General features: G+C 62.7%; 26 protein-coding genes and 2 pseudogenes. 14 read left to right on the top strand and 14 right to left on the bottom strand.

What is annotated here, in order from left to right; all coding sequences use genetic code 11:
• Positions 1–88 precede the first annotated feature (88 nt).
• The 6 genes from OKW40_RS36805 (at position 89) to OKW40_RS36830 (ending at position 3,826) form a co-directional block, all read left to right on the top strand.
• A complete protein-coding gene (locus OKW40_RS36805; RefSeq protein ID WP_429493811.1) occupies positions 89–448 on the top strand; it encodes a hypothetical protein in 360 nt (119 codons plus the stop codon).
• Positions 448–951 carry a DUF4123 domain-containing protein gene (locus tag OKW40_RS36810; RefSeq protein WP_429493812.1) on the top strand — a complete coding sequence of 168 codons (504 nt, stop codon included), beginning with the start codon at positions 448–450 and terminating at the stop codon, positions 949–951. The genes OKW40_RS36805 and OKW40_RS36810 overlap by 1 nt, the downstream gene beginning before the upstream one ends.
• Positions 938–1,282, top strand: a complete 345-nt coding sequence (locus tag OKW40_RS36815; protein ID WP_187610258.1) for a hypothetical protein — start codon at positions 938–940, stop codon at positions 1,280–1,282. The genes OKW40_RS36810 and OKW40_RS36815 overlap by 14 nt, the downstream gene beginning before the upstream one ends.
• 236 nt (positions 1,283–1,518) lie before the next feature.
• Entirely contained in the window at positions 1,519–1,902 is a 384-nt protein-coding gene (locus tag OKW40_RS36820) for a restriction endonuclease fold toxin 5 domain-containing protein (RefSeq protein WP_429493813.1), read from the top strand.
• A gap of 7 nt (positions 1,903–1,909) precedes the next feature.
• Positions 1,910–2,641: an immunity 52 family protein gene (locus tag OKW40_RS36825; RefSeq protein WP_429493814.1), complete on the top strand. Its 732-nt coding sequence runs from the start codon at positions 1,910–1,912 to the stop codon at positions 2,639–2,641.
• Between the two features lie 615 nt (positions 2,642–3,256).
• Positions 3,257–3,826, top strand: coding sequence for a hypothetical protein (locus tag OKW40_RS36830; RefSeq protein WP_429493815.1), 570 nt, complete (start codon positions 3,257–3,259; stop codon positions 3,824–3,826).
• Between the two features lie 27 nt (positions 3,827–3,853).
• On the opposite strand, the gene OKW40_RS36835 is transcribed toward OKW40_RS36830, so the two are convergent.
• The 7 genes from OKW40_RS36835 to OKW40_RS36865 all read right to left on the bottom strand — a co-directional run bounded on the left by OKW40_RS36835 (position 3,854) and on the right by OKW40_RS36865 (position 10,321).
• Entirely contained in the window at positions 3,854–4,510 is a 657-nt protein-coding gene (locus tag OKW40_RS36835) for an amino acid ABC transporter permease (RefSeq protein ID WP_429493816.1), read from the bottom strand.
• A gap of 2 nt (positions 4,511–4,512) precedes the next feature.
• Complete coding sequence (locus tag OKW40_RS36840; protein ID WP_187610261.1) at positions 4,513–5,280, bottom strand: amino acid ABC transporter permease; 768 nt, start codon at positions 5,278–5,280, stop codon at positions 4,513–4,515.
• A 62-nt stretch (positions 5,281–5,342) separates the two neighbouring features.
• Positions 5,343–6,164 carry a transporter substrate-binding domain-containing protein gene (locus tag OKW40_RS36845; protein WP_429493817.1) on the bottom strand — a complete coding sequence of 274 codons (822 nt, stop codon included), beginning with the start codon at positions 6,162–6,164 and terminating at the stop codon, positions 5,343–5,345.
• 62 nt (positions 6,165–6,226) lie between these two features.
• Positions 6,227–7,321 (bottom strand): ABC transporter ATP-binding protein, encoded by a 1,095-nt coding sequence (locus tag OKW40_RS36850; RefSeq protein WP_429493818.1) that lies wholly within the window; start codon positions 7,319–7,321, stop codon positions 6,227–6,229.
• Positions 7,322–7,347: 26 nt separating this feature from the next.
• Positions 7,348–8,241 carry an ABC transporter permease gene (locus OKW40_RS36855; RefSeq protein ID WP_429403206.1) on the bottom strand — a complete coding sequence of 298 codons (894 nt, stop codon included), beginning with the start codon at positions 8,239–8,241 and terminating at the stop codon, positions 7,348–7,350.
• On the bottom strand, positions 8,238–9,221 hold the full coding sequence (locus OKW40_RS36860) for an ABC transporter permease (protein ID WP_429354233.1): 984 nt from the start codon (positions 9,219–9,221) through the stop codon (positions 8,238–8,240). Before OKW40_RS36860 ends, OKW40_RS36855 begins: the two co-directional genes overlap by 4 nt.
• 5 nt (positions 9,222–9,226) lie before the next feature.
• A complete protein-coding gene (locus OKW40_RS36865) occupies positions 9,227–10,321 on the bottom strand; it encodes an ABC transporter substrate-binding protein (RefSeq protein WP_429493819.1) in 1,095 nt (364 codons plus the stop codon).
• Positions 10,322–10,812: 491 nt separating this feature from the next.
• Between OKW40_RS36865 and OKW40_RS36870 the strand changes: the two genes are divergently transcribed.
• Positions 10,813–11,706, top strand: a complete 894-nt coding sequence (locus OKW40_RS36870) for a LysR substrate-binding domain-containing protein (protein WP_090805978.1) — start codon at positions 10,813–10,815, stop codon at positions 11,704–11,706.
• A 35-nt stretch (positions 11,707–11,741) separates the two neighbouring features.
• Here the strand turns inward: OKW40_RS36870 and OKW40_RS36875 are convergent.
• Positions 11,742–12,825 (bottom strand): annotated as a pseudogene (locus OKW40_RS36875) (calcium:proton antiporter).
• Positions 12,826–13,143: 318 nt separating this feature from the next.
• Complete coding sequence (locus OKW40_RS36880) at positions 13,144–13,503, bottom strand: BON domain-containing protein (protein WP_184067215.1); 360 nt, start codon at positions 13,501–13,503, stop codon at positions 13,144–13,146.
• A 369-nt stretch (positions 13,504–13,872) separates the two neighbouring features.
• On the opposite strand from OKW40_RS36880, the gene OKW40_RS36885 reads away from it, so the two are divergent.
• Together OKW40_RS36885 and OKW40_RS36890 are read left to right on the top strand one after the other, a co-directional pair.
• Positions 13,873–14,502 (top strand): DNA-3-methyladenine glycosylase, encoded by a 630-nt coding sequence (locus tag OKW40_RS36885; protein ID WP_184067218.1) that lies wholly within the window; start codon positions 13,873–13,875, stop codon positions 14,500–14,502.
• Positions 14,503–14,804: 302 nt separating this feature from the next.
• A complete protein-coding gene (locus OKW40_RS36890; protein ID WP_184067221.1) occupies positions 14,805–15,146 on the top strand; it encodes a DUF4148 domain-containing protein in 342 nt (113 codons plus the stop codon).
• A 267-nt stretch (positions 15,147–15,413) separates the two neighbouring features.
• Here the strand turns inward: OKW40_RS36890 and OKW40_RS36895 are convergent, their stop codons facing one another.
• Entirely contained in the window at positions 15,414–15,857 is a 444-nt protein-coding gene (locus OKW40_RS36895) for a CBS domain-containing protein (RefSeq protein WP_018420894.1), read from the bottom strand.
• Positions 15,858–16,195: 338 nt separating this feature from the next.
• Between OKW40_RS36895 and ribA the strand changes: the two genes are divergently transcribed.
• The 3 genes and pseudogenes from ribA to OKW40_RS36910 all read left to right on the top strand — a co-directional run.
• Positions 16,196–16,846: a GTP cyclohydrolase II gene (gene ribA / locus OKW40_RS36900; RefSeq protein WP_090805969.1), complete on the top strand. Its 651-nt coding sequence runs from the start codon at positions 16,196–16,198 to the stop codon at positions 16,844–16,846.
• A 1,542-nt stretch (positions 16,847–18,388) separates the two neighbouring features.
• A complete protein-coding gene (gene uppS, locus OKW40_RS36905; RefSeq protein ID WP_429493820.1) occupies positions 18,389–19,129 on the top strand; it encodes a polyprenyl diphosphate synthase in 741 nt (246 codons plus the stop codon).
• Between the two features lie 10 nt (positions 19,130–19,139).
• Positions 19,140–19,304, top strand: a pseudogene (locus OKW40_RS36910) (cation-transporting P-type ATPase); the annotation flags it as partial.
• A 195-nt stretch (positions 19,305–19,499) separates the two neighbouring features.
• On the opposite strand, the gene OKW40_RS36915 reads toward OKW40_RS36910, so the two are convergent.
• From OKW40_RS36915 to OKW40_RS36930, 4 genes are all read right to left on the bottom strand, one after another.
• Entirely contained in the window at positions 19,500–20,726 is a 1,227-nt protein-coding gene (locus tag OKW40_RS36915) for a sugar-binding protein (protein WP_429493821.1), read from the bottom strand.
• Entirely contained in the window at positions 20,704–21,642 is a 939-nt protein-coding gene (locus OKW40_RS36920; RefSeq protein WP_090805964.1) for an ABC transporter permease, read from the bottom strand. Before OKW40_RS36920 ends, OKW40_RS36915 begins: the two co-directional genes overlap by 23 nt.
• A 111-nt stretch (positions 21,643–21,753) precedes the next feature.
• Positions 21,754–22,494: an ATP-binding cassette domain-containing protein gene (locus OKW40_RS36925; protein ID WP_184067230.1), complete on the bottom strand. Its 741-nt coding sequence runs from the start codon at positions 22,492–22,494 to the stop codon at positions 21,754–21,756.
• A 468-nt stretch (positions 22,495–22,962) separates the two neighbouring features.
• Complete coding sequence (locus OKW40_RS36930) at positions 22,963–23,397, bottom strand: MarR family winged helix-turn-helix transcriptional regulator (RefSeq protein WP_184034244.1); 435 nt, start codon at positions 23,395–23,397, stop codon at positions 22,963–22,965.
• A gap of 473 nt (positions 23,398–23,870) precedes the next feature.
• Between OKW40_RS36930 and OKW40_RS36935 the strand changes: the two genes are divergently transcribed.
• Together OKW40_RS36935 and OKW40_RS36940 are read left to right on the top strand one after the other, a co-directional pair.
• Complete coding sequence (locus OKW40_RS36935; protein ID WP_429493822.1) at positions 23,871–25,805, top strand: chloride channel protein; 1,935 nt, start codon at positions 23,871–23,873, stop codon at positions 25,803–25,805.
• A complete protein-coding gene (locus tag OKW40_RS36940) occupies positions 25,789–26,043 on the top strand; it encodes a hypothetical protein (protein ID WP_184067236.1) in 255 nt (84 codons plus the stop codon). Before OKW40_RS36935 ends, OKW40_RS36940 begins: the two co-directional genes overlap by 17 nt.
• The last annotated feature ends 10 nt before the right edge of the window (positions 26,044–26,053 follow it).

The raw sequence follows: 26,053 nt of genomic DNA on the forward strand, positions 1-26,053 counted from the left end.
CCGCGTTATCTCAATTTAAAGTCGTTGACCGTGTCGCTTTTTAGATGGTTAATTCGTCGGGTGTTTTCTGGAAAACAGCAGAGGTCAGATGGAGCAGCAGAAACAGGATGAAACCGGGGGTAAGGAAGAGTGCCAGCTTTGCCGTATCACCTATTCAATCTACTCAAACTTCCCGCCAATGCCGTCCGCAATTGCGCTGAACGCCGAAACCGGCGAATGGTTTCCGTTCGATAGGCTTCGGTCGTATTCAAACGGCTACGACATGGCCGAGGCCCTCGGTTACGCGTGGGCATGCGATTGTCGCGGACGCTCCCCTGATACCGCGCAGAAAAAAGGCCCGTTATCGATCCACCGCGCAACGCCCCGGTCGGCGCTTCCGCAGTCGTCTATCTGTCTCGAATGCATGATCCACGCTGCCGGGCAAGGCGCGATGACCCTGGAACGCTGATGATTCCCACCTCTGTCAATGAACAGCTTCGCCAGTACGGGGAACGGCACTTCAGTGGCCACGTGCTGGCGCTCGTGGATGGCATCCAGTACCAGCAGCATACCGGCCAGCAACTCACGCCCGAAAACGATAGGACGGTTTCGCTGTTCGCGGGCACGAACGACATGGCACTCGCACACGCGGGGCCGTGGCTGTTTGATCCGAAGACGACACCCGACCATCTTGCGAACCTGCGCGAACTCGAACAGGCCCGCCCTGGCGTGATCTGGCTGATCACCTCAGAGAGCCTGGAGAGGCAGGCCGCAAATCTGCGCCCGCACCTGAATATCCAAATACCGGACGGACGATCCGCTCTGCTGCGCTTCTGGGACCCCAGGGTGTTGCATGCGCTCAATGCGGTATGCCACGGCAAGAGCGAGCGCGATCTTTTCAGGGCTGCCGAAGCTTGGCACTACCTCAACGAAGGAAGACGGTTCACCATCAACGACAATGGAATTTACTGAAGGACAATGGGCGCTTCTGAAAGACTACGAAGACCGTAACTATGTGGACTTTATCCGTGGTCATATCGTGCGCGACTATCCCGCGCTGGCCAATGATCCGACCTTGCGCGACCGGCTTAATGCGGCCTTCGCGCAAACAAAGGTACTCCGCTTTACGCGTGACGTGCCGATAGTCGATTTCCTGTATGCGGAAGCAACCACGCCGGGGTTTTACTGGATTCCGGCGGTCATAGCATGGCTGCACAAATCAGGCGTTCCGGCTGAACAGCGATTCGAAATGCTGCTACAGGCGACGGGTAAAAGACAACAAGAAATGAAGGAGAAACGCTGATGGGTTTTCCATTCCCGGCGACGCTCGCACGCGCAGCAAACGCAATGGCGCAGGCAATGCCAATACCTGTTCCGGTCCCCACCACCGCACCGTCTGCTGGTCCTGCGGGCAGCAGCGGCACTGGCGCGGGTGCAGACGGCGGATGGGGCGAACTACCGCGTGACCGGAGCCGCGAGCGCGAAAGGCCATGCAAGTGCCCACCAGAGAAGGGCGATGAAGTCACGCGCAGGTACGGTATGAGTCCGAAGTCCCGGCGTTATCAAGCCCGTATCACCGGAAAAGCATATGGGATCGACACTGACGCCAAAGGCTGCGAGACTCGCGGTGGTTGGAATCAGGAGTGGGCGTGGCTTGGAACTGATTTCGATGGCTTCGTGACGGCACAGTGCCTATTGCAAGAGGCAAAGGATGACTACGATCAGTTCCTAGATGAAGACGATGAACCGGTCTTTTGGTTTGCGGGATTCAAAAGTATGGCCGATACCATCGCAGAGCAGGCGAAGAAAGTGAATGCCAACCCTCCATCGAGATTGATGTGGTATTTTGGGACACCTAAAGCAAGGGAATACATAATGCCAACGCTGCTGAAAAACGGCGTCCCTTCTGTCTACCAACCTTGAGATCGCAATGAATCTATTTGCTCAGTATAGGGATACGCCCAATTTACCCAATGCCGACTTCGACTTTCATCTGCGTCGCTTAAGGCCTGTAGTTGATGCACTTGCAAGTCAAGATGCAATGCTTAAGGAGTGGTATATCCAGGGGGGCAGCGCCGAGGAAGCGCTTCGGTATCGCGTTTACGGAGAGAATCGTCAACCTTTGCCTACGGCCATTGATGAGATGACAAAAGAATACAAGGGAAAATCGAGGGATGATCCAAAATCAATTGGGATTTGGAATGGGGCGGCACAGAAAGATGGTGCTTCATTCACGATATCTATCGATGGTGGAGATGGTTTCTCCCAACAATTCGACTTTAATGTCAAAGAAAGATCAAATGAATCATCTCGACTTGGGGGGTATCAAGCCGTCGCGCAGATTGTCACGAAAGTCGTAGAAGTGTATGCGCCGTCCTATGCCATCTTCGGTCCACGCAAGTACTTTGTCAACTCGGTTTTCGATAATCGTCCCGGCGTAAGCTGGATGCTCTACCTACCGCACGCTCTCACAGCCGCCCAAGTGCCCGAAGCGCGCGCCCTTATCCCTGTCATGTGCGATGGCAAGCAGCAAGGCACGATCATCGTCAGCGTGACGGATGAAGTCTTTGACGTGAACAACCGGGAGCACGTCAATTCGGCTAATGATATCGAAATCCGCCTCGCCGACCAAGACCTGTTGCCGCGTTTCGTTGATCTCTGAGTTCGGCTCGCTACCACCGCTTCGGCGGGGCTTTGCCTGCGAAAAGGCCCGGCGAGCGGGCCTTTCGTGGTTACGCGTGATTCCAGAGAGTGGCCTCAGGGGCGATCGGCCACGATGCCACTTGCGCTGTTCCGCTGCGATCTTCTCCAGCAGTTGCAACAGCTGTTTCGCGCCTGCCGGCTTCATCCGCCTGTTCCATAGCGGCCCGGTATTCATCAGGCGTCGGCTTGACGCCATCACAGCACCGGTTCACCACCACCGTAAGCGCATCCATCGGCGGCCCGGCATACCGGGCACGCAACGATGCCATTGCATCACACGTGAGTTGGGTCAGGTCTTGACAATTAGTAGAAAGTCGCAAAAACAAAAAAAGGGTTACACGCCGATGCGTTGTAACCCTTCAATGATTTCGGTTGGTTGCGGGGGAGGAATTTGGCACAAGGAGACAGATTGTGGGGCATTGCCAGAAAATTGACGAGGAAATCCAATGGAGAAATGCAGCGTATAAACGCTATCGCGGCCTGTCCATCGGCGTCTACTATAAGAAAATCACGGGGTGCGCGGACGGCCTGAGCGCCGATCCGATTCAATGCAACGCCTTCCGGATATGGTGAAATGAGAATAGCCGCCTTTATCGCGATCCTGTGTATTGGCTACGTCGCCGATTCGCAATCCGCTATCGGTATGGAAGTGGTCACGCGTTGCGGACTCCGAAGCGATCAGAGTCATACGCTCGCATTGCTGCGCGATCATCCCATAGATAGCACGGCGATTTTCTATCTCAGCAAGAACAGCACCGCGCCGGTACGACTTTATGCGGGGGACGAGGATCAATCGCGGGGCGATGAAATACAGGTGGCATGTATCGATTCAAAGGAGCGCGTATTCGTGATATCCGGCGAATTCATATCGAACTATCTCCAAGGCGTTGCGATCCGCTACAACACGAAGGCGGGGCGATGGGAGTGCGTCGATTTCGCCGAGCGCGAACGCCCAGCCGCCATTTATCTCGATCCGAAAGGGTTAGTCGTACTGATACCCAATAGCGGGCGGAACGAGTCTCCCGAGCGATACATTATTTACCGATACGACCCTGGTGCCGGACTAGCGAAGCGAGCCTATTCGGATCACCTTCCGCATTCCAGTGTTGTGCCAATTCCGGTCCCCAAAAATCGACCGGAGTGACAACAACAAACACGTTTGTTGATAGGGTCACCGATGCTGTCCCACCTTCTGCCGCTTTTCGAGCACGCGAGCATACCAGGTCAGCGGAAAACACATCGCGAAGTAGATCATCGCGACCATGCCGTAGATCGGAAACGGCCGGAACGCGGCATTCGTGATCATCGTGCCGGTCTTCGTCAGTTCGGCGAAACCGATGATCGACGCGAGCGCGGTGCTCTTGACCACCTGCACGAGAAAACCGACGCTCGGCGCGACCGCGATCTTCAGCGCCTGCGGCCACACGATGTAGCGCAACTGCTGGCCGAACGTCATACCGAGGCTCGCACCCGCGGCCCACTGACCGCGCGGCACCGCTTCGACGCAGCCGCGCCAGATGTCGACCAGATACGCGCTCGTATAGAGCGTCAGCGTGACGGTCGCGGCGGCCCACGGCGACACGTCGATGCCGATGAGCGGCAAGCCGAAGAAGGCGAGAAAAAGCTGCATCAAGAGCGGCGTGCCCTGAAACACCTCGACGTACAGCACGACGATGCGGCGCAGCCACGCGATCGGCGACACGCGCATCGCGAGCAGCACGAGCCCGACGATCCCGCCGCCGACGAACGCGATCAGCGACAGCAGCAGGGTCCAGCGCGCGGCGAGCAGCAGGTTGCGGGCGATGTCCCACAGCGTGAATTCGACCATGATCAGCGCTCCGTCGGCAGGGTGCGCGCGCCGCGCCACATCAGGCGGCTGCGCCAGTTGCGCGGCAAGCCGTCGTTGCCGCTACTACTGCGGTTGTTACCTCGTGCCGCACGGCCCGCGAACAGCCCGCGGCCGAAGCGGTTCAACAGCTGCCGCAACACGATCGACATCAGCAGATAGGCGGCCGTGATGATCACGTAGCTCTCGAACGAGCGGAAGTTGCGCGACTGGATGAAGTTCGCCGCATAGGTCAGGTCGGGCACCGAGATCTGCGACACGACGGCCGAGCCGAGCATCACGATCAGCACCTGGCCGAGCAGCGCGGGAAACACGTTGGCGAGCGCCTGCGGCAGCACGACGTAGCGGAACACCTGGCGCCCATGCAGGCCGAGCGCCTGGGCGGCCTGCACCTGGCCGCGCGAAATCGAATCGATGCCGGCGCGCACGATCTCGATCGCGTACGCGCCGAGATTGACGGTCATCGCAAGAATCGCGGCCTCTATTTCGTCGATATGAATGCCGAGGCTCGGCAGGCCGAAAAACACGAAGAACAACTGCACCAGAAACGGCGTGTTGCGGATCAGCTCGACGTAGCTCGCGACCAGCCAGCGCGCCCACTTCGGCCCGGCCGCCGCGATGCTCGCGCCGGCGATCCCCACCAGCCCACCCGCCAGGGTCGACACGGCCGTGAGGCCGAGCGTCACGGCGGCGCCGCGCGCGAGCATCCCCGCATACAGGCCGAAGCCGCTGAAATCGAACGCGTAAGTCATGGCCTCGTGCCCATCGTAGGATCAGATCGCGGCGCGGCCTTCACGGCGCCACGCCACAGGTTTCAAAAATCGGCCGGCAGCGGCGCGCGCAGCCACTTCTGCGAAATCGCGTTCATCGTGCCGTCCTTGCGGGCCTTGGCAATCGTTTCGTCGACCTTCGCCTTCAGGCGCGGCTCGTTCTTGTTCAGACCGACGTGATCGGGCGAGCTGAACAGCGCGAACTTCTGCTCCGGATCGTTCGCCGGATGCCGCGCGAGAATCGTCGCGCCGACGTCGTTGCCGACCACCATCAACTGTACCTGACCAGAAAGAAACGCCGAAATAGCGCCGTTCGGATCGTCGAAACGTTTGATGTTCGCCGACGGCGGCGCGATCTTCGTCACGCTCAGGTCTTCGAGCGTGCCGCGCGCGACCGAGATCGACTTGCCGCCGAGGTCGGCGGCGGTCTTCACCGGCAGCGACTTCGGGCCGAACACCGCGAGGTAGTACGGCGCGTAGGGTTGCGAGAAGTCGATCACTTTTTCGCGCTCGGGCGTCTGGCCGACCGACAGCAACAGGTCGGCCTTGTGGTCGGCGAGAAAGGCCATGCGGTTGTCGCCGGTGACCGGCACCAGTTCGACCTTCGCGTTGAGCGCCTTGCCGATCAGATTGGCGACGTCGATGTCGTAGCCGACCGGTTTCATGTCCGGACCGATCGAGCCGAACGGCGGATAGTCCTCGAATACGCCAATGCGCACGGTGCCGGACTTCGCGATGTCGTCGAGCGCGTCGGCATGCGCGGCCGACGGCAGTGCGCACAGCGCGCCGAGCGCGGTCATCGCGAGCGTCGCGGCGAGCGTCGCGAACACGCGGCGGGTCGATTGGAGAGCGGGGTGCTGGTTCATGATGTGTTCCTCTGTCGTAATACGGTAGTTATTCAGGCAAAGCCGTGTGATGGATTCGGGTATCAGGCGGCGCGCGCGGCGATCAGCTTGCACGCGTGCGGCGGCAGCTCGGCGAGCACCGGCATGCCGAGCGCGAGCCCGGGCGTTTCGCGCGGCGTGGTTGCGGCGGTCAGCGTGAAGCCCACGCAATCGATCGTCGCTTCGAGCGAGGCGCCGACGTCGCGAATGAACGTGACGGTACCGGGCAGCCGGTTCGGGTTCGGTGCTTCCGTGGCCGCCTTCACGCAGATGTCCTCGGGGCGAATCAGCAGGCGGATCGCGTCGCCGGCCGCACCCGGCTGCCGCGCATCGGCGAGCGGCGCGCCCGGGTGCGGCGTCACCGCGATGCGCCGTCCGCCCGGCAGGCTCACGACGCCCGCGCCGTCGTACCTCACCGGCAGAATGTTGCCGAGCCCGATGAAGTCGGCGACGAACTCGCTGACCGGATCGCGGTAGATGTCGAGCGGCTTGCCGACCTGCGCGATGCGGCCTTTCTCCATCACGACGATCTCGTCGGCCATCGTCATCGCTTCGCGCTGGTCGTGCGTGACCATGATCGTCGTGATGCCGAGGCGTTGCTGCAGCAGGCGGATTTCGACCTGCATCGCTTCGCGCAGCTTCGCGTCGAGCGCGGACAGCGGTTCGTCGAGCAGCAGCAGTTGCGGCTCCGAAGCGATCGCGCGCGCGATCGCGACGCGTTGGCGCTGACCGCCCGACAGTTGCGTGACCGGCCGGTTCGCCATGTGCGGCAGCTGGATCAGTTCGAGCAGTTCGGCGACGCGGCGCGTTTGCCGTTCTTTCGCGACCTTGCGCAGCTTCAGCGGATACGCAACGTTCTGCGCGACCGTCATATGCGGAAACAGCGCGAGCGACTGGAACACCATGCCGAAGTCGCGCCGATTGGCCGGCAGTCGCGTGATGTCGCGGCCGGCGAAATGAATGCTGCCCTCGGTCGGCGTTTCGAGGCCTGCGATCATCCGCAGCAGCGTGGTCTTGCCGCAGCCGGATGGGCCGAGAAAGCACACGAGCTTGCCGTCGGGCACGCTCAGGTCGACGTCGTCGACGGCATGCACGGCGCCGAAGCGCCGCGTGACGGCCTGCAAGGTCAGATGGGTCATCGGAGGCTCCAGCAAAGGTGGCGGGTTCACAGCGCGACGCCTTCGTCGCCGATCAGCTTTTCGAGCAGCCAGATCAGCGCGAAGTCGATCGCGACGATGACCACCGCGAAACAGAACACGGTCGGATCGAGCGACGACACCGTGCGGCTATAGAGCCATACCGGCAGCGTCATCGTGTCGATGCTGTAGAGAAAGAACGTCACCGTGAACTCGTTGAACGACACGATGAAGGCGAACAGCATGCCGGCGAGAATGCCGGGGCGCATCAGCGGCAGCACCACGTCGATGAGCGCGCGGCCGGGGCTCGCGCCCATCACGAGCGCGGCTTCCTCGAACTCGGGGCCGATCGACGCGACCGACGCCGCGCAGTTCTTCACCGTGAACGGCAGCGCCAGGATCACATGCGCGATGATCAGCCGGCCGACGCCAAGCTCGACCGGCAGCACGTTGAACACCAGCAGCAGCGACAGGCCGAGCATCACGAGCGGATAGACGAGCGGCAGCGCGACCAGTTGCTCGACCACCGGCTTGCCGTGAAAACGGTAGCGCGACAGCGCGTACGCGGCGGGCACGGAGACCAGCGTCGCGATCAGCATCGTCGATAGCGCGACGACGAGACTCGTGCTCAGCGCGGCGCCCATCGACAGCGTATCGGTCGCGTCCGGTGACACGAAGCTGTGCCACGCCGCGCGGTACCAGTGCAGGCTGTACGCGTGAGGCGGGAATTCGAGCGTGTCGGCCGCGCTGAACGACATCGCGATCATCGTCAGGATCGGCAGCGCGGCGAGAAACAGCACCACGCCGGCGACGAGCGCGGTCGCGCGGCCGAGCTGGCCGGGCATCGTCTGCGGCAGGCGCGGGAAGCGCGGCGAACGAGGTTCGGTGCGCGGCAGGTGCGAGGTCGGCAGCGGCGTGCTCATGCGTGAGGCTCCCCGGTCAGGCGTTGGGTGCGGCGCACGAGCCGTTGCGACAGCGCCATCACGGCGAGCGTCGCGATCATCAGCACCACGCCGGAAGCGGAGGCGGCCGGCCAGTTCAAGAGCGGCGCGACCTGATCGTGCACCAGCACCGCGAGCATCGGCACACGCCGGCCGCCGAGCAGCAGCGGCACCGCGAACGCGCTCGCGTTGTACGCGAACACCAGCAGCGCGCCCGACACGAGGCCCGGCATCGCGAGCGGCAGCAGCACGTGACGCAGCGTTTGCCAGCGTGTCGCGCCGAGAGTCGCGGCGGCTTCCTCGTACGAGAGCGACACCGCGCGCATCGCGCTGGACAGCGGCAGCACGGCGAGCGGAAACGCGGTCTGGATCAGCCCGAGCAACACGCCATGCTCGCGATACAGCCACATCACCGGACGCTCGACCAGTCCGCTCGCGAGCAGCGCGTGATTGAGCAGACCCGCCGGGCCGAGGATCACGAGCCAGCCATAGCCTTGCAGCAGCAGATTGACGAGCAGCGGCAGCAGCACACCCGCGAGCAGCAGCCGGCGCGCGAGCCGCGATGTCGTGCGCGCCATCGCGAGCGCGACCGGAATCGCGAGCACGACCGCGCACAGCATGCTCTGGAACGCGAGCCGCAGCGTTAGCCACAACGATTTCAGGAAGTAGCCGTCGAGCAGGTCCGCGTAGTTCTGCAGCGTGAAGCTGCGCCATTCGTTGCCGGACGTGCCAAAGCTCATGCGCAGCACGACCAGCGCGGCCGCGCCGAGTATCGCCAGAAACAAAAGGATCGGCGCGAGCAGCAGCCACGGGCGCGCTTTCGCGAGCGTCGTTGCGCCGGCAGCGGGGTCGGTCACGGCCGTCGCAACCACTGCGGAAGCGGAGGCGCCGCCGCCGGGCGCTGGGCCCGGCGCGGCTTCGTCCGGCATCATCGCGGCACGCCGCGGGAAGCGCGCGAGCATCGTGGTTACGCCGAGAAGATTTCGGTGTAGCGCTTGATCCATGCCGGCTGCACGGCGGCGAGCGCCTTGTCGTCATGCAGCACGGCTTTCTCGGCGATCTGCTGCGGGCTCGGCACGAACGCGCGGCTCTCGGCCGGAATCATCGCTTTCGAGTTGACCGGGCCGTTCAGCACATCGGCCGCCATGCGGCCTTGCACGCCGGCATCGAGCGAGTGATTGATGAACGCGTGGATCAGGTCGGTATCGCCCGGATGCGCTTTCGGAATCACCGTGAACATCAGTTGCGTCGCGAAGCCTTCCTTCATGCCGTAGGTCACGCCCATCTTGTATTCGGGCTTGCGGATCTGATCCGGGAAAAACGCGGGCGAGTAGATGCCGCCGATGTCGAGCGAGCCCGTGCGGAACAGGTCGGCCACCTGGTTCGGGTTCTCGCCGAGCGTCATCACGCGGTCTTTGAGCTGCGCGAGCTTCTTGAAGCCGGGCTCGATGTTCTGCTGCGAGCCGCCGTTCATCTTCGCGGCGATGATCGCGAGATCGACCGCTTCGGCCCACTCGGGCGGCGGCAGGAAAACGCGACCGGCGTATTTCGGGTCCCACAGCGCCTCGTACGACGAAGGCGGCGTCTTGACCGTCGCGGTGTTGTAGATGAGGCCGTCGGACCACAGCAGATAGCCGACGCCGAAACCGTTCGCGCCGGTGCGGTACGGCGGCGCGACTTCTTTCAGGTTCGGCAGGCGGTCGAGGTCGGGCTTCATCAGCAGGCCCGCGTCGGCGAGGCCGGAGGCGCCGACGCCGGCGAGCGTGATCACGTCATAAGTGGGGCGCTCGCCCGCTGCCTTGACTTTGGCGACCATGCCGGAGGTGCCGTCGGCGCGATCGGCGATGACCTTCGCGCCGGTCTTCGCGGTGAAGGTCGCGGCGATGTTGCGCAGCGCGGCCGTGCCGGTATCGTCCGACCACGTCAGGATGCGCAGCGTCTTGCCGCTGAAGTTGTGCTCCTGCGCGCGCAGGTTGAGGAACGGCATCGGCAGCGCGGATGCCGCGAGCGCCGTACCGATTGTCTTGATGGCCTGCCTTCTACCCCGTTTGATCTGCTGCATGGCGGTCTCCTGTGTTGAACGCCCGTTGCCCATGATTCGCCGTGACCGCTGCCGGATCTACCGTGCGTGGATGCACTGTAGGTTTGCCAAAATCACGCAACAATCGAAATATGCGCATGGATCGCATGACGTACGCTCATGGCTCGCCGCCGGCGAACGCGGTGGCGAGCGATTTGGCGACGCGCCGGGAAGCTACGGGCGATGGCTTATGCGGGTTAACGTCCAGATCTGGCTGAGGAATCCCAGCGGGCGTCGAGGTATGAGGAAAGCTCGGTTCTGGTGCGATTGCTGAAGGCTTTTTTGCACCGCGCCGGTGCGACATTCCTCGGTACGGGCGTTTTTCACGCATGCCATGAGTCGAACGCATGCGGGTTTGCCCCGCGCCCACTCGTGCGCGCATAGCCGATCGCGTATGCTGTGGGCTTGACGGGCAGGGCGGCGAGGGGCGCTGCCGCAGCCACGCAATGATTTTTTCTGATCCTGGACATCCGATGCGACGCCTACCGCCGCTCAACGCGCTGCAGATTTTCGAAACCGTCGCGCGCCATCGCAGCTTCACGCGTGCCGCCGACCATCTGTGCCTGACGCAAGGCGCGGTCAGCCGGCAGATCATCGCGCTCGAGGAGTACTACAAGTTTCCGCTGTTCAAGCGTCACGCAAAGGGGCTGACGCTGACCGCCGAGGGCGAAATGCTGCTGCCGGCGGTCAAGGAGAGCTTCGCGCGGATCGAGGAAATGTCGCTGCGCTTGACGAGGCAGCGCACCGATCTCGCGCTCAAGGTGCCGACCTGCGTGATGCGCTGGATGCTGCCGAAGATCATGCGCTTCCAGTCCGACTATCCCGATCTGCACGTGCAGATCACGACCACCTGGCAGCACGACGTCGATTTCCAGAGCGAGCCGTTCGACGCGGCGATCATCTATGGTTCGTCGCCCGGTGCGGACGTGCAGGCGGTGTCGCTGTTCGAGGAGCGTCTGACGCCGGTCTGCACGCCCGAGCTGCTGAAGGACAAGCCGCTCGCGCAGGTCGCCGATCTCGGGCGCCACACGCTGCTGCATCCGACGCGCGATCACCGCGACTGGAAGATGTGGCTCGCGAAAGTCGCGGAAGCCGATTCGGCGGGCGCCGCGACGATCGACGCGGAGCTCGGCCCGAGCTTCGATACGCTCGACATGGCGACCAACGCCGCCGCGCAGGGTTTCGGTGTCGCGATCAGCGACCTCGCGCTAATCGACGAGGACGTCGCCGCCCGGCGCCTCGTGCGGCCGTTCGATACCGTGCTGAAGACCGGCTGGCGCTATTACTTCGTGTATCCGGACTCAGTCGCGCAACAGCAGAAGCTGAATCTGTTCCGCGACTGGATCGCCGAGCATTGGGAAGAGTGAGGTTGCCGTCCGCCCGTGCCGGATAAGGCATCGCGTCACGGCGCGAACGACAGAAACAGATAAGCCGCGAACAGCGACAGATGCACGGCGCCTTGCAGAATCGTCGTGCGCCCGGTGCTGAGCGTCAGCGTCGCGACCACCAGCGTGAGCGCGAGCAGCACCATGTCCTTGCCATCGATGCCGAGCACGATGGGCTGACCGATGTACAGGAACACGCCGGCGACGGTGGGAATGGTCAGGCCGATACTCGCCAGTGACGAGCCGAGCGCGAGGTTCAGGCTGGTCTGCAGACGGTCGGCGCGCGCCGCGCGCAGCGCCGCGAGTCCTTCCGGCAACAGCACCAGCGACGCAATCACGATACCGACCACCGCTGGCGGCGCGCCCACGCTCAGCACCGCTGACTCGACCACCGGCGACAGCACTTTCGCGAGCAGCACGACCGCGACGAGGCTCACGAGCAGCAGCGCGCCGCTGATGGCTGCGAGGCGCGCGCCGGGCGGCTCGGCATGGACGTCTTCGTCGGGCACGCCGGCGAGGAAGTAGTCGCGATGGCGCACCGTCTGCACGAACACGAACACGCAGTACAGCACCAGCGACGACACGCCGGCAAACGCGAGCTGCGACGGCGACAGGACAGGCCCGGGGCTGGTGGTCGTGAAATTCGGCATCACGAGCGTCAGTACCGACAGCGATGCGAGCACCGCCAGCGCGGCCGCCGCGCCGCGGCTCTGGAAGTCCTGTTCCAGATGACGGATGCCGCCCACCAGCAGACACAGCCCGACGAGCCCGTTGCAGACGATCATCACGGCCGCGAATACCGTATCGCGCGCGAGGCCGGCTTTCTCGGGACCGGACGTCAACATCACCGAGACGATCAGCGCCACCTCGATCACCGTGACGGCGACCGCGAGCACCAGCGTGCCAAACGGCTCGCCGACGCGATGCGCGACCACTTCGGCATGATGCACGGCGGCAAACACGGCCGCGCAAAGCGACATGCCGGCCAGTGCGAGCAGCAGCGTATTGCCCGGCATCGCGTAGGGCGGCGGCGAGCACGATCCAGCTAACGATCGGCGCGACGAGAGTCCAACGAGGCAAGACGGTCGCGGACGAAGTCATGCGGCCTTCCTTTCGGTGCGTATGTGAACCTGAAGTAATATCTTAACAAGTGACGTTAAGCTATTAAATTATCGGGGATAACTCGTTACGAGAAGCCGTCGCCACGCGGTCGGGTCGTCATCGCGACGCGCGTAGCGCATTGAAAATATCGCGGTTTCGGGGGCGCGGGGAATCGCCGCGTCGGATGGTGCGATGGCCGCACCGTGAGGCAATGGTGTCGAGCGCTGCATCGGAGGGGAATTGGCGTCGCGGCGGAGCTTTCCGCCGTCGACGCCAGCTTGCTGCTGTTACCGCAACTTCTTCGGCCGTTCGACCGGATTACTGGCCCATGGCGCGGATCGACAGCGCGCTCTTCACCGACGTCACGCCTGCCACGCCTTGAGCGGCGTTCGTCGCGAGTTCGATCTGAGCCTGTTCCGGCACCGAGCCTTCCAGCGTGACGGCGCCTTCGCGTGCGCGCACGGTGATGTTGCCGACGGTCAGGCCCTTCGTACGTGCGAGCGTCGCGCGGACCTTCTTCTGCAGCGCGCGATTAGCCGCGCGAGTCTGCTTGGCGGTCGGTGCCATTGCCGCCGGCGCTGCGGTCGCGGCCGCCTCGCTGCTTTGCGCGTACGCGTTGAGGGAAGCGAGAACGACCAGTGCGCCGCCGATCATCTTGATTGCTGAGAATGCTTTCATTCAACCATCTCCTGTTGTCGTAGAACGTCGATCCCCGGATGGGGTCGATTTTTTTACACCAGCGGGTACGGCGGGATTCAATGCCAATGGAACAGGTACAGCAGTCTGCGAACGCTTTCAGCCGACACGCAGTTTCAGCGAGCCGCGAAGCGCGCGCCGAAACATGCAAACGGCCGTGTGACCGGCCGGATGAACACAATACAACAATTGGTGCCATGTTGACTTCCATGGCGCAGAAAATGAGGCTTCGGTACAACGAATTTGTCGAGCGTAACCGGTCGATGACGTGGGAGTGGGGCGACTGCGCGCTTGTCGCGAGGCCGTAGGTTTCAGCACCGATTTCAGCACCGACTCAAGGACACCCAGCGCATGCGAAACGAAGCTCTTCCGATCCGACCGTTGCGCCGCGAGGATCTGCCGATCGATACCGTGGAACTCGCGCGCTTCATGGTCGGCAAATATCTCGTGCACGATCTGCCCGAAGGACGCCTGAGCGGACGCATCGTCGAGACCGAGGCGTATCCGCTCGGCGACTCGACGAGCCATGCGTTCATCGGACGTCGTCCGTACAACGGGTCGATGTTCCTCGCGCGCGGTCATGCTTATGTGCGGCTGACCTACGGCGTGTCTTACATGCTCAACATGTCGTCCGAAGCGGAGGAGGTCGGCGCCGGCATCCTGCTGCGCGCGATCGAACCGCTCGAAGGACTCGCGCTGATGGAAGCGCGCCGTCCCGGCGTGCCGCTGCGCGATCTCGCGCGCGGACCCGGCCGGCTGACGGTGGCGTTCGGCATCGGCCAGGCGCTCGACGGCCGCGATTTGTGTACGGGGCGGGGGCTATGGATCGGCGTGATCGAGACTGGCGACGCGCCGATCGGCGTGACGACGCGCATCGGCCTGTCGCGCGAGATGCACCGTCCGTTGCGATTTTTCGAGCCGGGCAGCGCGTTCGTCAGCGGCCCGCGCAAGCTACTGACGATTCCGCATTCGGGCGCATGACGTCGCAGCTACGCGCGTACATCGATTCAGACGTTTCGGCGTGCGTGCGGGCGAATTTTTTCTTCGATCAGACGTATTTCGGAAACATCAGACGCAAAGGTGACGATCCGGGCAATTGTTACCCCAAAGATCATGCTAACGGAGGCGGTTCCACGATATTTTCCGAGATCGTTGCGAACTGAGCAATTTTCTATCTCGAAATTAAGGGTTTTCCCTTGGCAGTGCGGTGACTAGACTCAAGTCATTCGCTGGACACCGAGGTGTCGGCGATGCAGATAAAACCACATTGGAGGGAAGTCACCATGAAATCGCTGATCAAGGCAGTTGCCATTGCGGCCCTTGTCGCCGCGCCAGTCGTATCGTTCGCGCAGTCGAGCCAGCAGCCGGTCACCCGCGCGGAAGTCCGCAGCGAACTGATCCAGCTGGAGCACGCGGGCTACAACCCGGCGACCTCGAGCGACCCGAAATATCCGGCCGACATCCAGGCCGCCGAGCAGCGCGTGCAGGCGCAAAATCCGACCGTCGCGCAAACCCAGCCGAGCGCTGATACCAGCGGTTACGGCGCGCCGATGAGCGGATCGACCCAGGCGGGCGGCATGAAGCAGCCGATGAGCGGCCCGAAGAGCGTCTATTTCGGTAACTAATTTCGGTAACTAAGCAGGCAGCAGAATCTGTGTGCGCGTCGTTTGACGGCGCACACAGCGTTTCATACCCGGTACTGTTTCAAACGAGCGCGCCGCACTCATGCGCCCGAGAGCGTGTGATCCGCGCGCGTAGCGTTCCTCTTTCCGAAGGAACCTCCGCTGCCGCAAGGTAGCTTGGCCCAAGCTCTTAGAGGTTTGGGCTTTTTTTGCGCCTGGTCCCGCGCGGATGATCGATGCGGTGTCGCTCAGCGAAAACCGTGCTGCCTGTCAGAGCCGTTCGCCGTGAATATAGAACTCGAGTTGCTGAATCGTGAACTGCTGTTCCGCGATGATGTCCTTCACGAGGTCGCCAATCGACACCATGCCGACCAGCCTCTCGTTGTCGATGACAGGCAGGTGACGCATGCGCCGCTCGGTCATCAGCGCCATGCAGTCTTCGGTCGTCTGGTCCGGACGAACGAAGCGCACCGCCTTGCTCATGATGTCGCGCACCGGCGTCGCCTTCGACGACCGGTCCATCAGCACGATCTTGCGCGCGTAGTCGCGCTCCGTGATGATGCCGGCGATGCTGTCGCCGTCCGTCACCACCAGCGCGCCGATGCTTTTCTCGGCCATCAACCGGATCGCCTCGTAGACGGAATCGTCGGCGCCGATCGTGTAGACGTCGGAGGGGTTCGGTTTCGTTTTAAGAAGCTGTGCAACGCTTGTCATGGAGCGGCTCCGTTTCGCAATGCAGCACGCCGAAGTGGCGCACTGTCGTGAGGGACAGGCGATACCAGTATAGGCGCGACGTGCGCCCGCGGTACACCGGGAATACCTCGGGCGCGCCGGACGATGCGCGCTGGATTGACGCGGTCCGCACGGGCTTGTTTCGGGTCTCGGGCTCGTGTTTCGCGTGATGCGCGTGTGCCGGGTGCGGCTTGTCGCGGGGCAGCGTCCCGTGCAAGCGAAGGGGCATCCACGTGCTGCATGCGGATTAGCGGTAAACTCGCAATCCACACCTTATCCCCGGCTCGACCGGGTTCATGCCAGCACCATTGTTCAACGCCATGCTCACGTCTCAGGATCCATCGCCCGCAGCGGACGGCGCCGTCACCGGCGAATGCGTCGTGCTCGACGCCACCGCCACGCTGCCCACGCGCTACGGCACGTTCACTTCCTATGTGTTTCGCGTGGTCGACAGCGGCGCCGAACATCTCGCGCTCGTGATGGGCGATGTCGCCAACCAGTCGTCGGTGCTGACGCGCCTGCATTCGGAATGTCTGACGGGCGACGTGCTCGGCTCCTATCGCTGCGACTGCGGCGAGCAGCTCGATCTCGCGCTGCGCTATATCGCGGCAGAGGGTTGCGGCGTACTGCTGTATCTGCGCGGCCACGAAGGACGCGGCATCGGTCTGTCGAACAAGATCCGCGCGTATGCGCTGCAGGAGCAAGGGCGCGATACCGTCGAAGCCAACCTCGATCTCGGCCTGCCCGACGATTCACGCGAATACGATTCTGCCGCGGGCATCCTGCGCACGCTGAAGGTCACGTCGGTGCGGCTGATGAGTAACAATCCCGAAAAGTTCGACACGCTGTCGAAGCACGGCATTCCGGTGTGCGAGCGTGTCGCGCTCGCGATTCCGATGCGCGAGGAAAACGAGCGGTATATCCGCACGAAGCAGCTGAAGTTCGGGCATTACTTCGACGAGAATGAGTAGCCATGTTTTCAGGCTTGTCTCGGTAAGCCCAAAGCCTTCCCAGGATATACGGCAAGTAACTGAATTTTAAGAAAAATATTAACGCTTCAGGCCCGTCGGTTCGTGTGTCGACGCGTGTCTCCGCTTACCCAAACTTGTGATGCTGGCATAGGTTTTTGTGCCGTTATGCAGAAAACCTGCGCCGAGGGAAGAATGCGCTTTGATGCACGTGCCGTGGCCAAGCTGCCGAGCGGCAAGCACATGACGTTTGAGGGATTTCCAGGCCTACGCCTACCAGGCTTCAACGAGCCGCAAGTCACGGACGTATCGCTATAAGTCGCCGATCGACGGTCGCATGCGACAGGTGAAGCTCGTGAGTGGCCGTCGACCTCATTTGCCGCAGCGATCGCTGCGTGGCAAACGAAGCGCGTCGAACGCGATTCCGGAGCCGAACCTTCGACACTGCGGAGAACGGGAATCAGCGGCTGCGCACCCAGGCGATTACACCGTCAGACAGCGGTGCCGCGACTATCTGGAAGGGTATGTAGAAGTAAATCGGAAGACAAAGGGAGCGGTCGAGGTCGCGCGTATATTCAAGGCGAAGCTGGGGCCTATAGGGGATATGCGCGTCACAGCCGTCACACGCGCCCAGGCTTTCGATTTCCTCGAGTCGTACCGGTCGACGCCGGTGCTCGCCTCGCGCCTTCGCATGGAACTGGGTAGCGCCTGGCATTACGCGCTTGATGCTGGTCGTCTTCCTGAACAACATCAGCAAGAAGTGGACGATGCCGATCCGCGACTGGAAGGCCGCACTGAACCGCTTCACGATCCAGTTCGAAGAGCGGCTGGTGCCGGGTTAAGCCTCAACCCGTTTACACAAAATTCCGGACACCCCCCGCGCTTGCCCGTCACGCATTGGTCCGCCCACGACCTTCGACGCGCAACTCGGACGCTTCTTGCAACGCTGGGATGTCCCAACGATATTGCCGAGGCAGTCCTCGGCCACGTACAGCCCGGAATCATCGGCGTCTACAACCGCGATACTTATCACAGGGAAAGGCGTGAGTGGCTCACGCAGCTGTCGCATCGCCTGGCGGCTCCAGCGCCGCCCAGATCTCGTTGCTTATTTTTCGTCTTGTCATCCTGCCAGGATATGGCGTCTGGGCCCAGCCGCGCTGTCCAGGTTGTATCGACGACTCTTAGCGGGAAACGGTATACCACTACACCGCGTAGCTGATCACGTCGGGTGGAAATCGATAGCCAACATAGGAGAGCGGGTTGTCGACGGCGGTATCGTTCTGTTGGGCGGCTGCTTTCATGAACGAAATCATCGCCGGGCCCCCTTAAACCTGCCAATACGTGAACAAAGCCTGGAGAGTATCTCCGTCTTAAGCATCCTTTCAGTTTCGTCTGCATACCATACGATTGTCCATTTCGTCCGGTGGCCCAGCCGATTGTCCACGTGATTTGGTGGCGGTCGAGTTGATCACCAGGAAAAGAGTCCAGGGGCACCTTCATGACCTTCGGGGACTTTCGTGTTCCGCCTGACTCGCGGCGGTTCCCATGATCCATAAAAGTTCGACCGTTAGCGTACCGGCCGTGACCGATGTGCCGCGGCACATTGCAATCATTATGGACGGCAATGGCCGCTGGGCGGCGCAGCGCAGGCTGCCCCGAGTGGCCGGTCACCTCAAGGGTGTCGAAGCGGTCCGCGCGATCGTCGAGGGCTGCGCGCGGCGCGGCGTCGAATTCCTGACGCTGTTTGCATTCAGTTCGGAGAACTGGCGCCGGCCGGAGGACGAAGTGTCGTTCCTGATGCGTCTGTTCGGGGCGACGCTACAGCGTGAAACGGCACGGTTGCACAAGAATGGCATCCGCTTGCGCGTCGTTGGTGATCTATCGGCGTTCGATGCGCACCTTCGGGCGCTCGTGAAGCGAGGGGAAATCAGAACCGCCCACAATACGCGTATGACGCTGACCATTGCGGCGAATTACGGCGGTCGTTGGGATATCCTTCACGCTATAAGCGAGTTACCCGCACGGAGTGCCGTCGATGGTCACGCTGTGCCGGTCGACGAAGCCAGCTTCGCGCAATATCTGGCGATGGCGTACGCGCCGGAACCCGATCTGCTGATCCGGACCGGAGGTGAGCAGCGCATCAGCAACTTCCTGCTATGGCAGCTCGCGTACACTGAACTCTACTTCACCGACATATTCTGGCCAGATTTTGACGACGCCGCGCTTGATGCCGCACTCGCATCATATCGGGCGCGCGAACGTCGTTTTGGGCGCGCAAATGCATGACAGAGGGCCCATGACAACGACATCCGGCAGCACGTCGCATTTGGGGCTGAGCAGCGCGCAAGCCGCGCGTCTGCTGAGCGAGCGCGGCAGGAACGAGCACAACGAGCATCGCGTCGGAGGGCCGACGCGTATCGCGGCACGGTTTTGGGCGCCCGTACTCTCGATGCTCGAGGCGGCGATCGCCCTTCAACTGATCAACGGCGAACGTGTCGAAGCGTGCATTGTTGGCGCGCTATTGGTGTTCAATGCCGCGCCCGGCCTCTTTCAGGAAGAGCAGGCAAATTGTGTCGTCGATGCATTGAGGCAGCGCAGAGTCGGCTCGGTGTCGATCCGGCTCCCGCGTTATCGTGATGATGTGGGCCGCCGGCCTTCAATGCTTCAGGCAAGTGTCGGCGTTCTTCCATGTGCAGACGTCGAGTCCGGTGTGAATGACCGGAGGTACCGACTTCCCTTCCGCGAGGTCACGCATGACCATCGCGGCGCGGTAGCCCATTTCCTCGGGCCGCTGGCCGACGAGCACATTCACCTTGTGTTCCTTGAGCGCTTGCAGTTCGGGCCCGAGCGTATCCGCCGAGACGATCACGAACTTGCCGTTCTTGATCTTGTCCATTATCGGCGCGACAACCTGCGAAAAGGCCTGCGGCGCAAAGAGAGGCCAGCCGCCCGCTAGCAGAAAGGCGTCGAGACCGGTAGGGTGGGCGGTCAGCGTGTCCTGCATCATCTGGTTCGCCTTGGCGGCGTCGTCGTTCACGTAGAGCGGACAGCCACTGATCTCATGCCAGCCGTTCTCGCCAGCGAGCTTGGTGATCCCTTTCTTCCCGGAGAGCACATCGCGCGCGCCCTGGGCCCGCTGGTTGATGTTCTCCGCTGCCGGATTGCCCATCACCAGGCAGACATTGCCGCCTTTCGGCATCAGCATCTTCAACTGCTCGCCAAGCTTGGCGCCCAGTTCGTAGTTGTCGGTGCCGACATAGCTCTTGCGCAGTGACGCATCCTTCGGCAGCAGATCGGCATCCGCGGTGATGACCGGGACCGATCCGCCGCGGCGGCGCAGCACCTCCGCCACAGCCGGCGCGTTCGCTGGCGAGATCGCCATGCTCGCGACGCCCTTGGTCAGCAGGTCGTCGATGATCTGCACTTGCGCGCTCTCGTCCGCGGCGGTCGCGGGACCGGTGTAGTAGCAGTTGTAGCCTTGCTTGTTGAGTTCCTTGTTCGCCCGTTCGCATCCTTGATGCATGAGGTCGAAGTACGGGTTGTCGAGACCCTTCACCACCAGCGCAAGGGTCTTATCGGCCGCGAAGCCAGAGGACGCCAGCATCGCGAGTCCTCCAGCCGCGGCAAGACACATCCACAGTTTCTTCATTGCTTCCTCCTGTTCGGCGCCGGCTCTACGGTGCCCATGTGGGCCTACACAGTCTTTAACGATCGAACGACAGGCCCGAAATCGGAACTCGGCCTTGGAGCGGATCCTCGCGGTCTTGTGAACCCATGCGTGCGGCAGTTCCGCGCCTAATCCGGCCGCACCCGCTTCCCGCGGCACCGGCCGGGAAGCGGCCGGCGCGTCCAACGACATTTCAATCTCCTTGCCGCTCGCCACCGAGCCTGTTAAAAAGCACCGCGACGACGATGAAGCTGCCGACGACCGTGCCCTGCCAGAACGCGTCGACGCCGAGCAGGATCAGGCTGTTGCGGATGACCTCGATGAGCGCCGCGCCGACGATCGTGCCGAAGGCGCTGCCAACCCCGCCGATCAGATTGGTCCCGCCGACCACGGTAGCAGCGATCACGCGCAGTTCGTCGCCCGTGCCGAGGCCTGTCGTCACCGCGCCTAGCCAGCCGACTTCGAGAATCGCCGCGACGCCCGCCATGAGGCCGCAGAGCATGTAGACGGAACAAACGATGCGGCGCACCGGTACGCCGGTGAGAGTCGCCGCATGACGGTTGCCGCCGATCGCGAACACATAGCGGCCCCAGCGCGTCCAGCCGAACGCGAACCAGAACAACAGCCCAAGCAGGATCAGGAACCACACCGGATTGGCGACGCCGAGCGTCGCGCCGCCGCCGAGCGCGAGGAGCTTGCTCCCGTCGGGGCCGAAATCGAAAATGGTCCGGCTGCGGGAGATCACGAGTGCGAGGCTGCGGCCGACGCTCAGCATGGCGAGCGTCACGACGAAAGGCTGCATGCCGAGATACGCGATGAGCAAGCCGTTGACGAGGCCGACCAGCCCGGCGGTCAGTAGTCCCATGCCGATACCGGCCCAGATCGGGTAGCCCGCGTTCATGACGACCGAGAGCACGATACCGCTGATGCCGATCGTCGAGCCAACCGAAATGTCGATGCCGCCCGTGACGATCACCGCCATCATTCCCAGCGCCACGATGGCGACGAAGGCGAAGTTTCGCGTAACGTTGAAAAGATTCTCGGAGGTCGCGAAGGTCGAGGTCGCGAAAGACAGGGCGATACAGGCGACGATCGTTGCCAGCACGACCCAGAACACCTGGCTTGCGAGCAATCCCGACCAGCGAGTATGCGTCCTCGCGGACTGTGGATCATCGAGCAATGGCGGGGTTGTAGGGGGCCTTCGCGGCGCGTCGTTCAATGGTGGCTCCGATGCGAGGCAGTTTCAGGCAGCGGCGATGGCGCCGGTGATCAGTCCGGTCACTTCTTCCGGGGAGGACTCTTCGGTCTTCTTGTCGGCGACCTTGCGCCCGCGCCGCATGACAACCACCCGATGGGCAACGGCGAATACGTCAGGCATGCGGTGGCTGATGAGGATGACGGCGATACCGTGTTCGGACAGGCGTCTGATGAGATCCAGCACCTCGACGACCTGGCGCACACTGATCGAGGCGGTCGGCTCGTCCATGAGGACGAGCCTTGCTTCCGAGAGGCGTGTGCGGGCGATGGCCACCGCCTGCCGCTGTCCCCCCGACATTTGCCTGACGAGGTCGCGCGGGCGCGTCTCGGACTTCAGTGCCTTGAACAGTTCACCCGCACGCCGATACATGGTCGCGTGATCGAGCACGCGGATAGGCCCGAACCCGACCCGCGGTTCGCGGCCAAGGAAAACGTTGGCGGCTGCCGTCAGGTTGTCGCAGAGCGCGAGATCCTGATAGACGACTTCGATGCCGCGCGCGCGCGCGTCGACCGGCTTGTTGAAATGCACGGGATTTCCATCGATGAGAATTTCGCCGTGCGAAGGTGGAAAGTTGCCGGCGACGACCTTCACCAAAGTCGATTTCCCGGCCCCGTTATCGCCCATGAGCCCCACGACCTGACCTGACTCCAGACTGAGCGTCACGTCGGTCAGGGCCTGAATGGCGCCGAAATGCCTGGAAACGCCTCTGAGCTCAAGAAGACTCATGGACAGTCGTGCTCGCTGGAGTGGGGGCGTCCATGGCATTGGCCGGACGGCCAGTAGACACGCGAAGGAAGTAAATATTTTTTAGCGCACGATAGGGCATTTAGCAAGGCACTTCGGCCACCTGTCGAACGTGCCGCCGAATCGGAAGGCGCGTCCAGTGCGGCTGCGCACGAAGCGGCGAGCGGTGGCCGCTGAGGGGCGTCGAACCACTCGCGTCCATCGGAAAATGTCATCCAGCGGACTTCGCGGCACAGGCGCCGCTCCTGGCATGACAAGTACGATCGCCCCAATTAAGGCAGGCCTGAAAGCTTCTGGCGCGTCCGTGCGAGGGTAATCACCCATTAGCCCAAGCGGTCTTGGATGTCTTGAGAATGGGTCGTACGGACACGGGCCAAAGGGCTGGCACGCGGAGATCGTCGCTGGCGCGCCGGCCGTCGACGAATGCTCATCCCTGGCGCCGCTGCATGATCACCAATCTGGCGATTTGGCCGCTCCGCCAACCAGTGGTGTCTGTTGAACCTGAAACTGCCCCAGCGCCCAACCGAATGACTCGATTTCCCGCTTATGCAGCATCGCGAGCTTCAACAGGCACCGCTCGCCTTTTTCCGTCAGGTGGACCTGCACGAGTCGCCGGTCGGAAGCGTCGGGGCGACGCTCGACGAGCCCGGCGGCTTCGCAGCGGGACACGAGCGCCGCGGTGCCGTTGGGCGCTGCCTGCAACCGTTCAGCCAGTTCGCCGATACTGGCCCAGGAGCGGTCGGGAAATCCCCTGACGTGAAGGAGCATCTGATATTGCAGAGGCGTGACTCCTTCCGCGTGAGTAATTTCTTCCGAATACCGCAGGAACCTGCGTAACTGGTAACGGAATGCCGACATGGCTTCGAGATCCTGCTTGTTGGGCATGCCGACCCGGATGTGCGGTGATGTTTGCTTCACTTTGCTACCTGTCTCGTTCGGAACATGGACCAGGCGCCTGAAACCGGATTCTCTGCAGCCTTGCTGAAATCCTGTTGCTCTATCGCAAGGCGCACCGGCAATGCGGCGTGACGGGGTGACAGCGCAAAATCGTATCAGATGGATTGCGTGCCCGCGCCGGATCTGGATGCGGTGAACGGTGGGTGTTCCGTATCGCCACGAGCGTCAAGGTTGGTGAACACGCGTTGATAGGACTATAGTGCATGGCACGGCATGACATGATTGCCGAGGCCTGTCTACCCGGTCGCACCGACCGATTCAGGCGGGCGGTGCGATGTTCGATCATCCCCCCAAGACCGCTCGGCTTCTTTCTGCGTGGACCTTGTATTGCGTGCATGGGACCGATCGAGGCCCCCGCGCCGAACGATGACGCGGTGTTGTCATGCGAGGAGAAGCGGGATATGGCCCCCACGAAGCTCGACGGTAAGGAAGGAGATTCGGCACCTCCTGAAAACGCGCAAGAAGTCGTGAAGCCGCTCGACCTCTATCGCATGAGCATGCTGGGGTTCTGCCTCGGGATCGTGACCGGTTTTGGCGCGGTCGTGTTCAGGATGCTGATCGGCACTATCCATAATGCGGCGTTTCTCGGACGCCTTTCGCCGCTCTACGACGCGAGCCAGTTTACCCCGCCGTCGCCGTGGGGCGCATGGGTGATTCTCGTGCCGGTAGCAGGCGGCTTCGTGGTCACGTGGCTGGTAAGCCGCTTCGCACCGGAAGCAAAAGGGCATGGCGTGCCAGAAGTGATGGACGCGATCTATTTCGGGGGCGGCGTGATCCGTCCGGTCGTGGCGGTCGTCAAGTCGCTCGCATCGGCCATCGCGATCGGCACCGGTGCGGCGGTGGGCCGGGAAGGTCCGATCATCCAGATCGGTTCGGCACTGGGCTCGACGCTGGGTCAGTGGCTGCGGATGCCCGCCAGTCAGCGGATCATTCTCGTTGCGAGCGGCGCGGGGGCCGGCATTGCCGCGACGTTCAATACGCCGATCGGCGGCGTACTGTTCGCGACCGAGCTGATGATGCCGGAAATCAGCGTGGGGACTTTTCTGCCCGTCGCACTGGCAACGGGCACCGCCACGTTCGTGGGACGGCTGTTCCTTGGCGGAGCAGCGGCTTTCCTGGTTCCCCCTCAACTCGGAGCGCTCGATAACCATCTCGCGAGCGGCTTCACGCTGCTGCTTTACGCGCTGCTCGGGGTCGTGGCCGGCGTGGCGGCCGCGTTGCTGATTCGCGGATTGCACTGGGCGGAGGACGCCTTCGATCGCGTTCCGGGGCGTTTTGCGCGCCACGCGCTCGGCATGCTGTTCGTCGGCGTAATGATGTATCTGCTGATGCGCTACGCAGGCCACTACTACGTGGAAGGCGTGGGCTACGCCACGATCCAGGCGACGCTCAATGAACAGTTGCAAGGTGGCCTGTTCCTGCTGCTGCTTGCGCTGTGCAAGATGGCCGCGACGTCGGTTAGCCTCGGCTCCGGCTCGTCGGGCGGCGTGTTCTCGCCGTCGCTGTTCATCGGCGCGACGTTGGGCGCCGCACTGGCGTCCCTGTTCCATCTGCTGGTGCCGGCCGCTCCGGTCAGCGTGCCTGCATTCGCGATGGTCGGCATGGGGGCGGTGGTCGCGGGCGGCACGGGTGCCGCGATGACGGCAGTGGCGATGATCTTCGAAATGACGCGCGATTACGACATCGTGCTGCCGATGATACTTGCGGTTGCGTTCAGCATCGGCACCCGCCGGCTCCTCTCGCGCGAGACGATCTACACGATGAAACTCGTCAGGCGCGGTCATGTCATTCCAGATGCGTTGCACGCCAATATGTTTCTCGTGCAGAACGCGGGGGCGATCATGGAGGCCGACATACTGGTGCTCGACGCGGACGTCCCGTTTCGCGATCTCCTCGATCGCATGGGCGTCGCGCCGTTCCGGCACATCGTCGTCACGAAGGCAGGCATGCTGTACGGCGTGCTGCGCATCAACACCGGCCTGCGCCGCGCGGTCAGCCATGACAATCCGACGGTCACGATCGGGCAACTCGCGCATCGCAACTTCATCGTCGTGAAGCGATCCGATGCGGCGTTCGAAGTGATCAGCGAACTCCGGCAGCGCCGCGCGGTGATGGCCGTGGTCCTCGTCGATGCCGCTGTCGATGGCGCGTTCGACGTGTCCGGCGTGATTGCGAAGGAGCATATTGCGGACGCCGTCGCCCGCAGTATCGATATTTTCCAGCCCCGGGTTCGCGGAAGGACCGCCACGTCGATGCAATCCGTGCGCGTCAACGACGCTTCGTATGCCGTGCACGGCAGGGGTCTCAAGGTGAGCGACCGTGAAGCTGAAAACTGAGTGGCGGACGTTGCGCGAGCGGCTCAAGGCCGCGGTGCACCTTGCGGATTCCGGGAGCACACGGGAAGACCGTTCGCCCGACGCAACCCCCGACCCGCGCGAGTGGGTGATCGTCTATCGCACCGAGCGCGGGTTCTGCTGCATGTACCGGGGCGAGCCGGTCGAATTCGACGAGATGCTGGACGTGCAGATCTGGTCGGAGGAAGAGGACGTGCGGCTCTGGTACTTCGGGCTTTGAACTGGTCCGC

This window comes from Paraburkholderia sp. RAU6.4a, from assembly GCF_050435625.1.
GTDB lineage: Bacteria > Pseudomonadota > Gammaproteobacteria > Burkholderiales > Burkholderiaceae > Paraburkholderia > Paraburkholderia tuberum.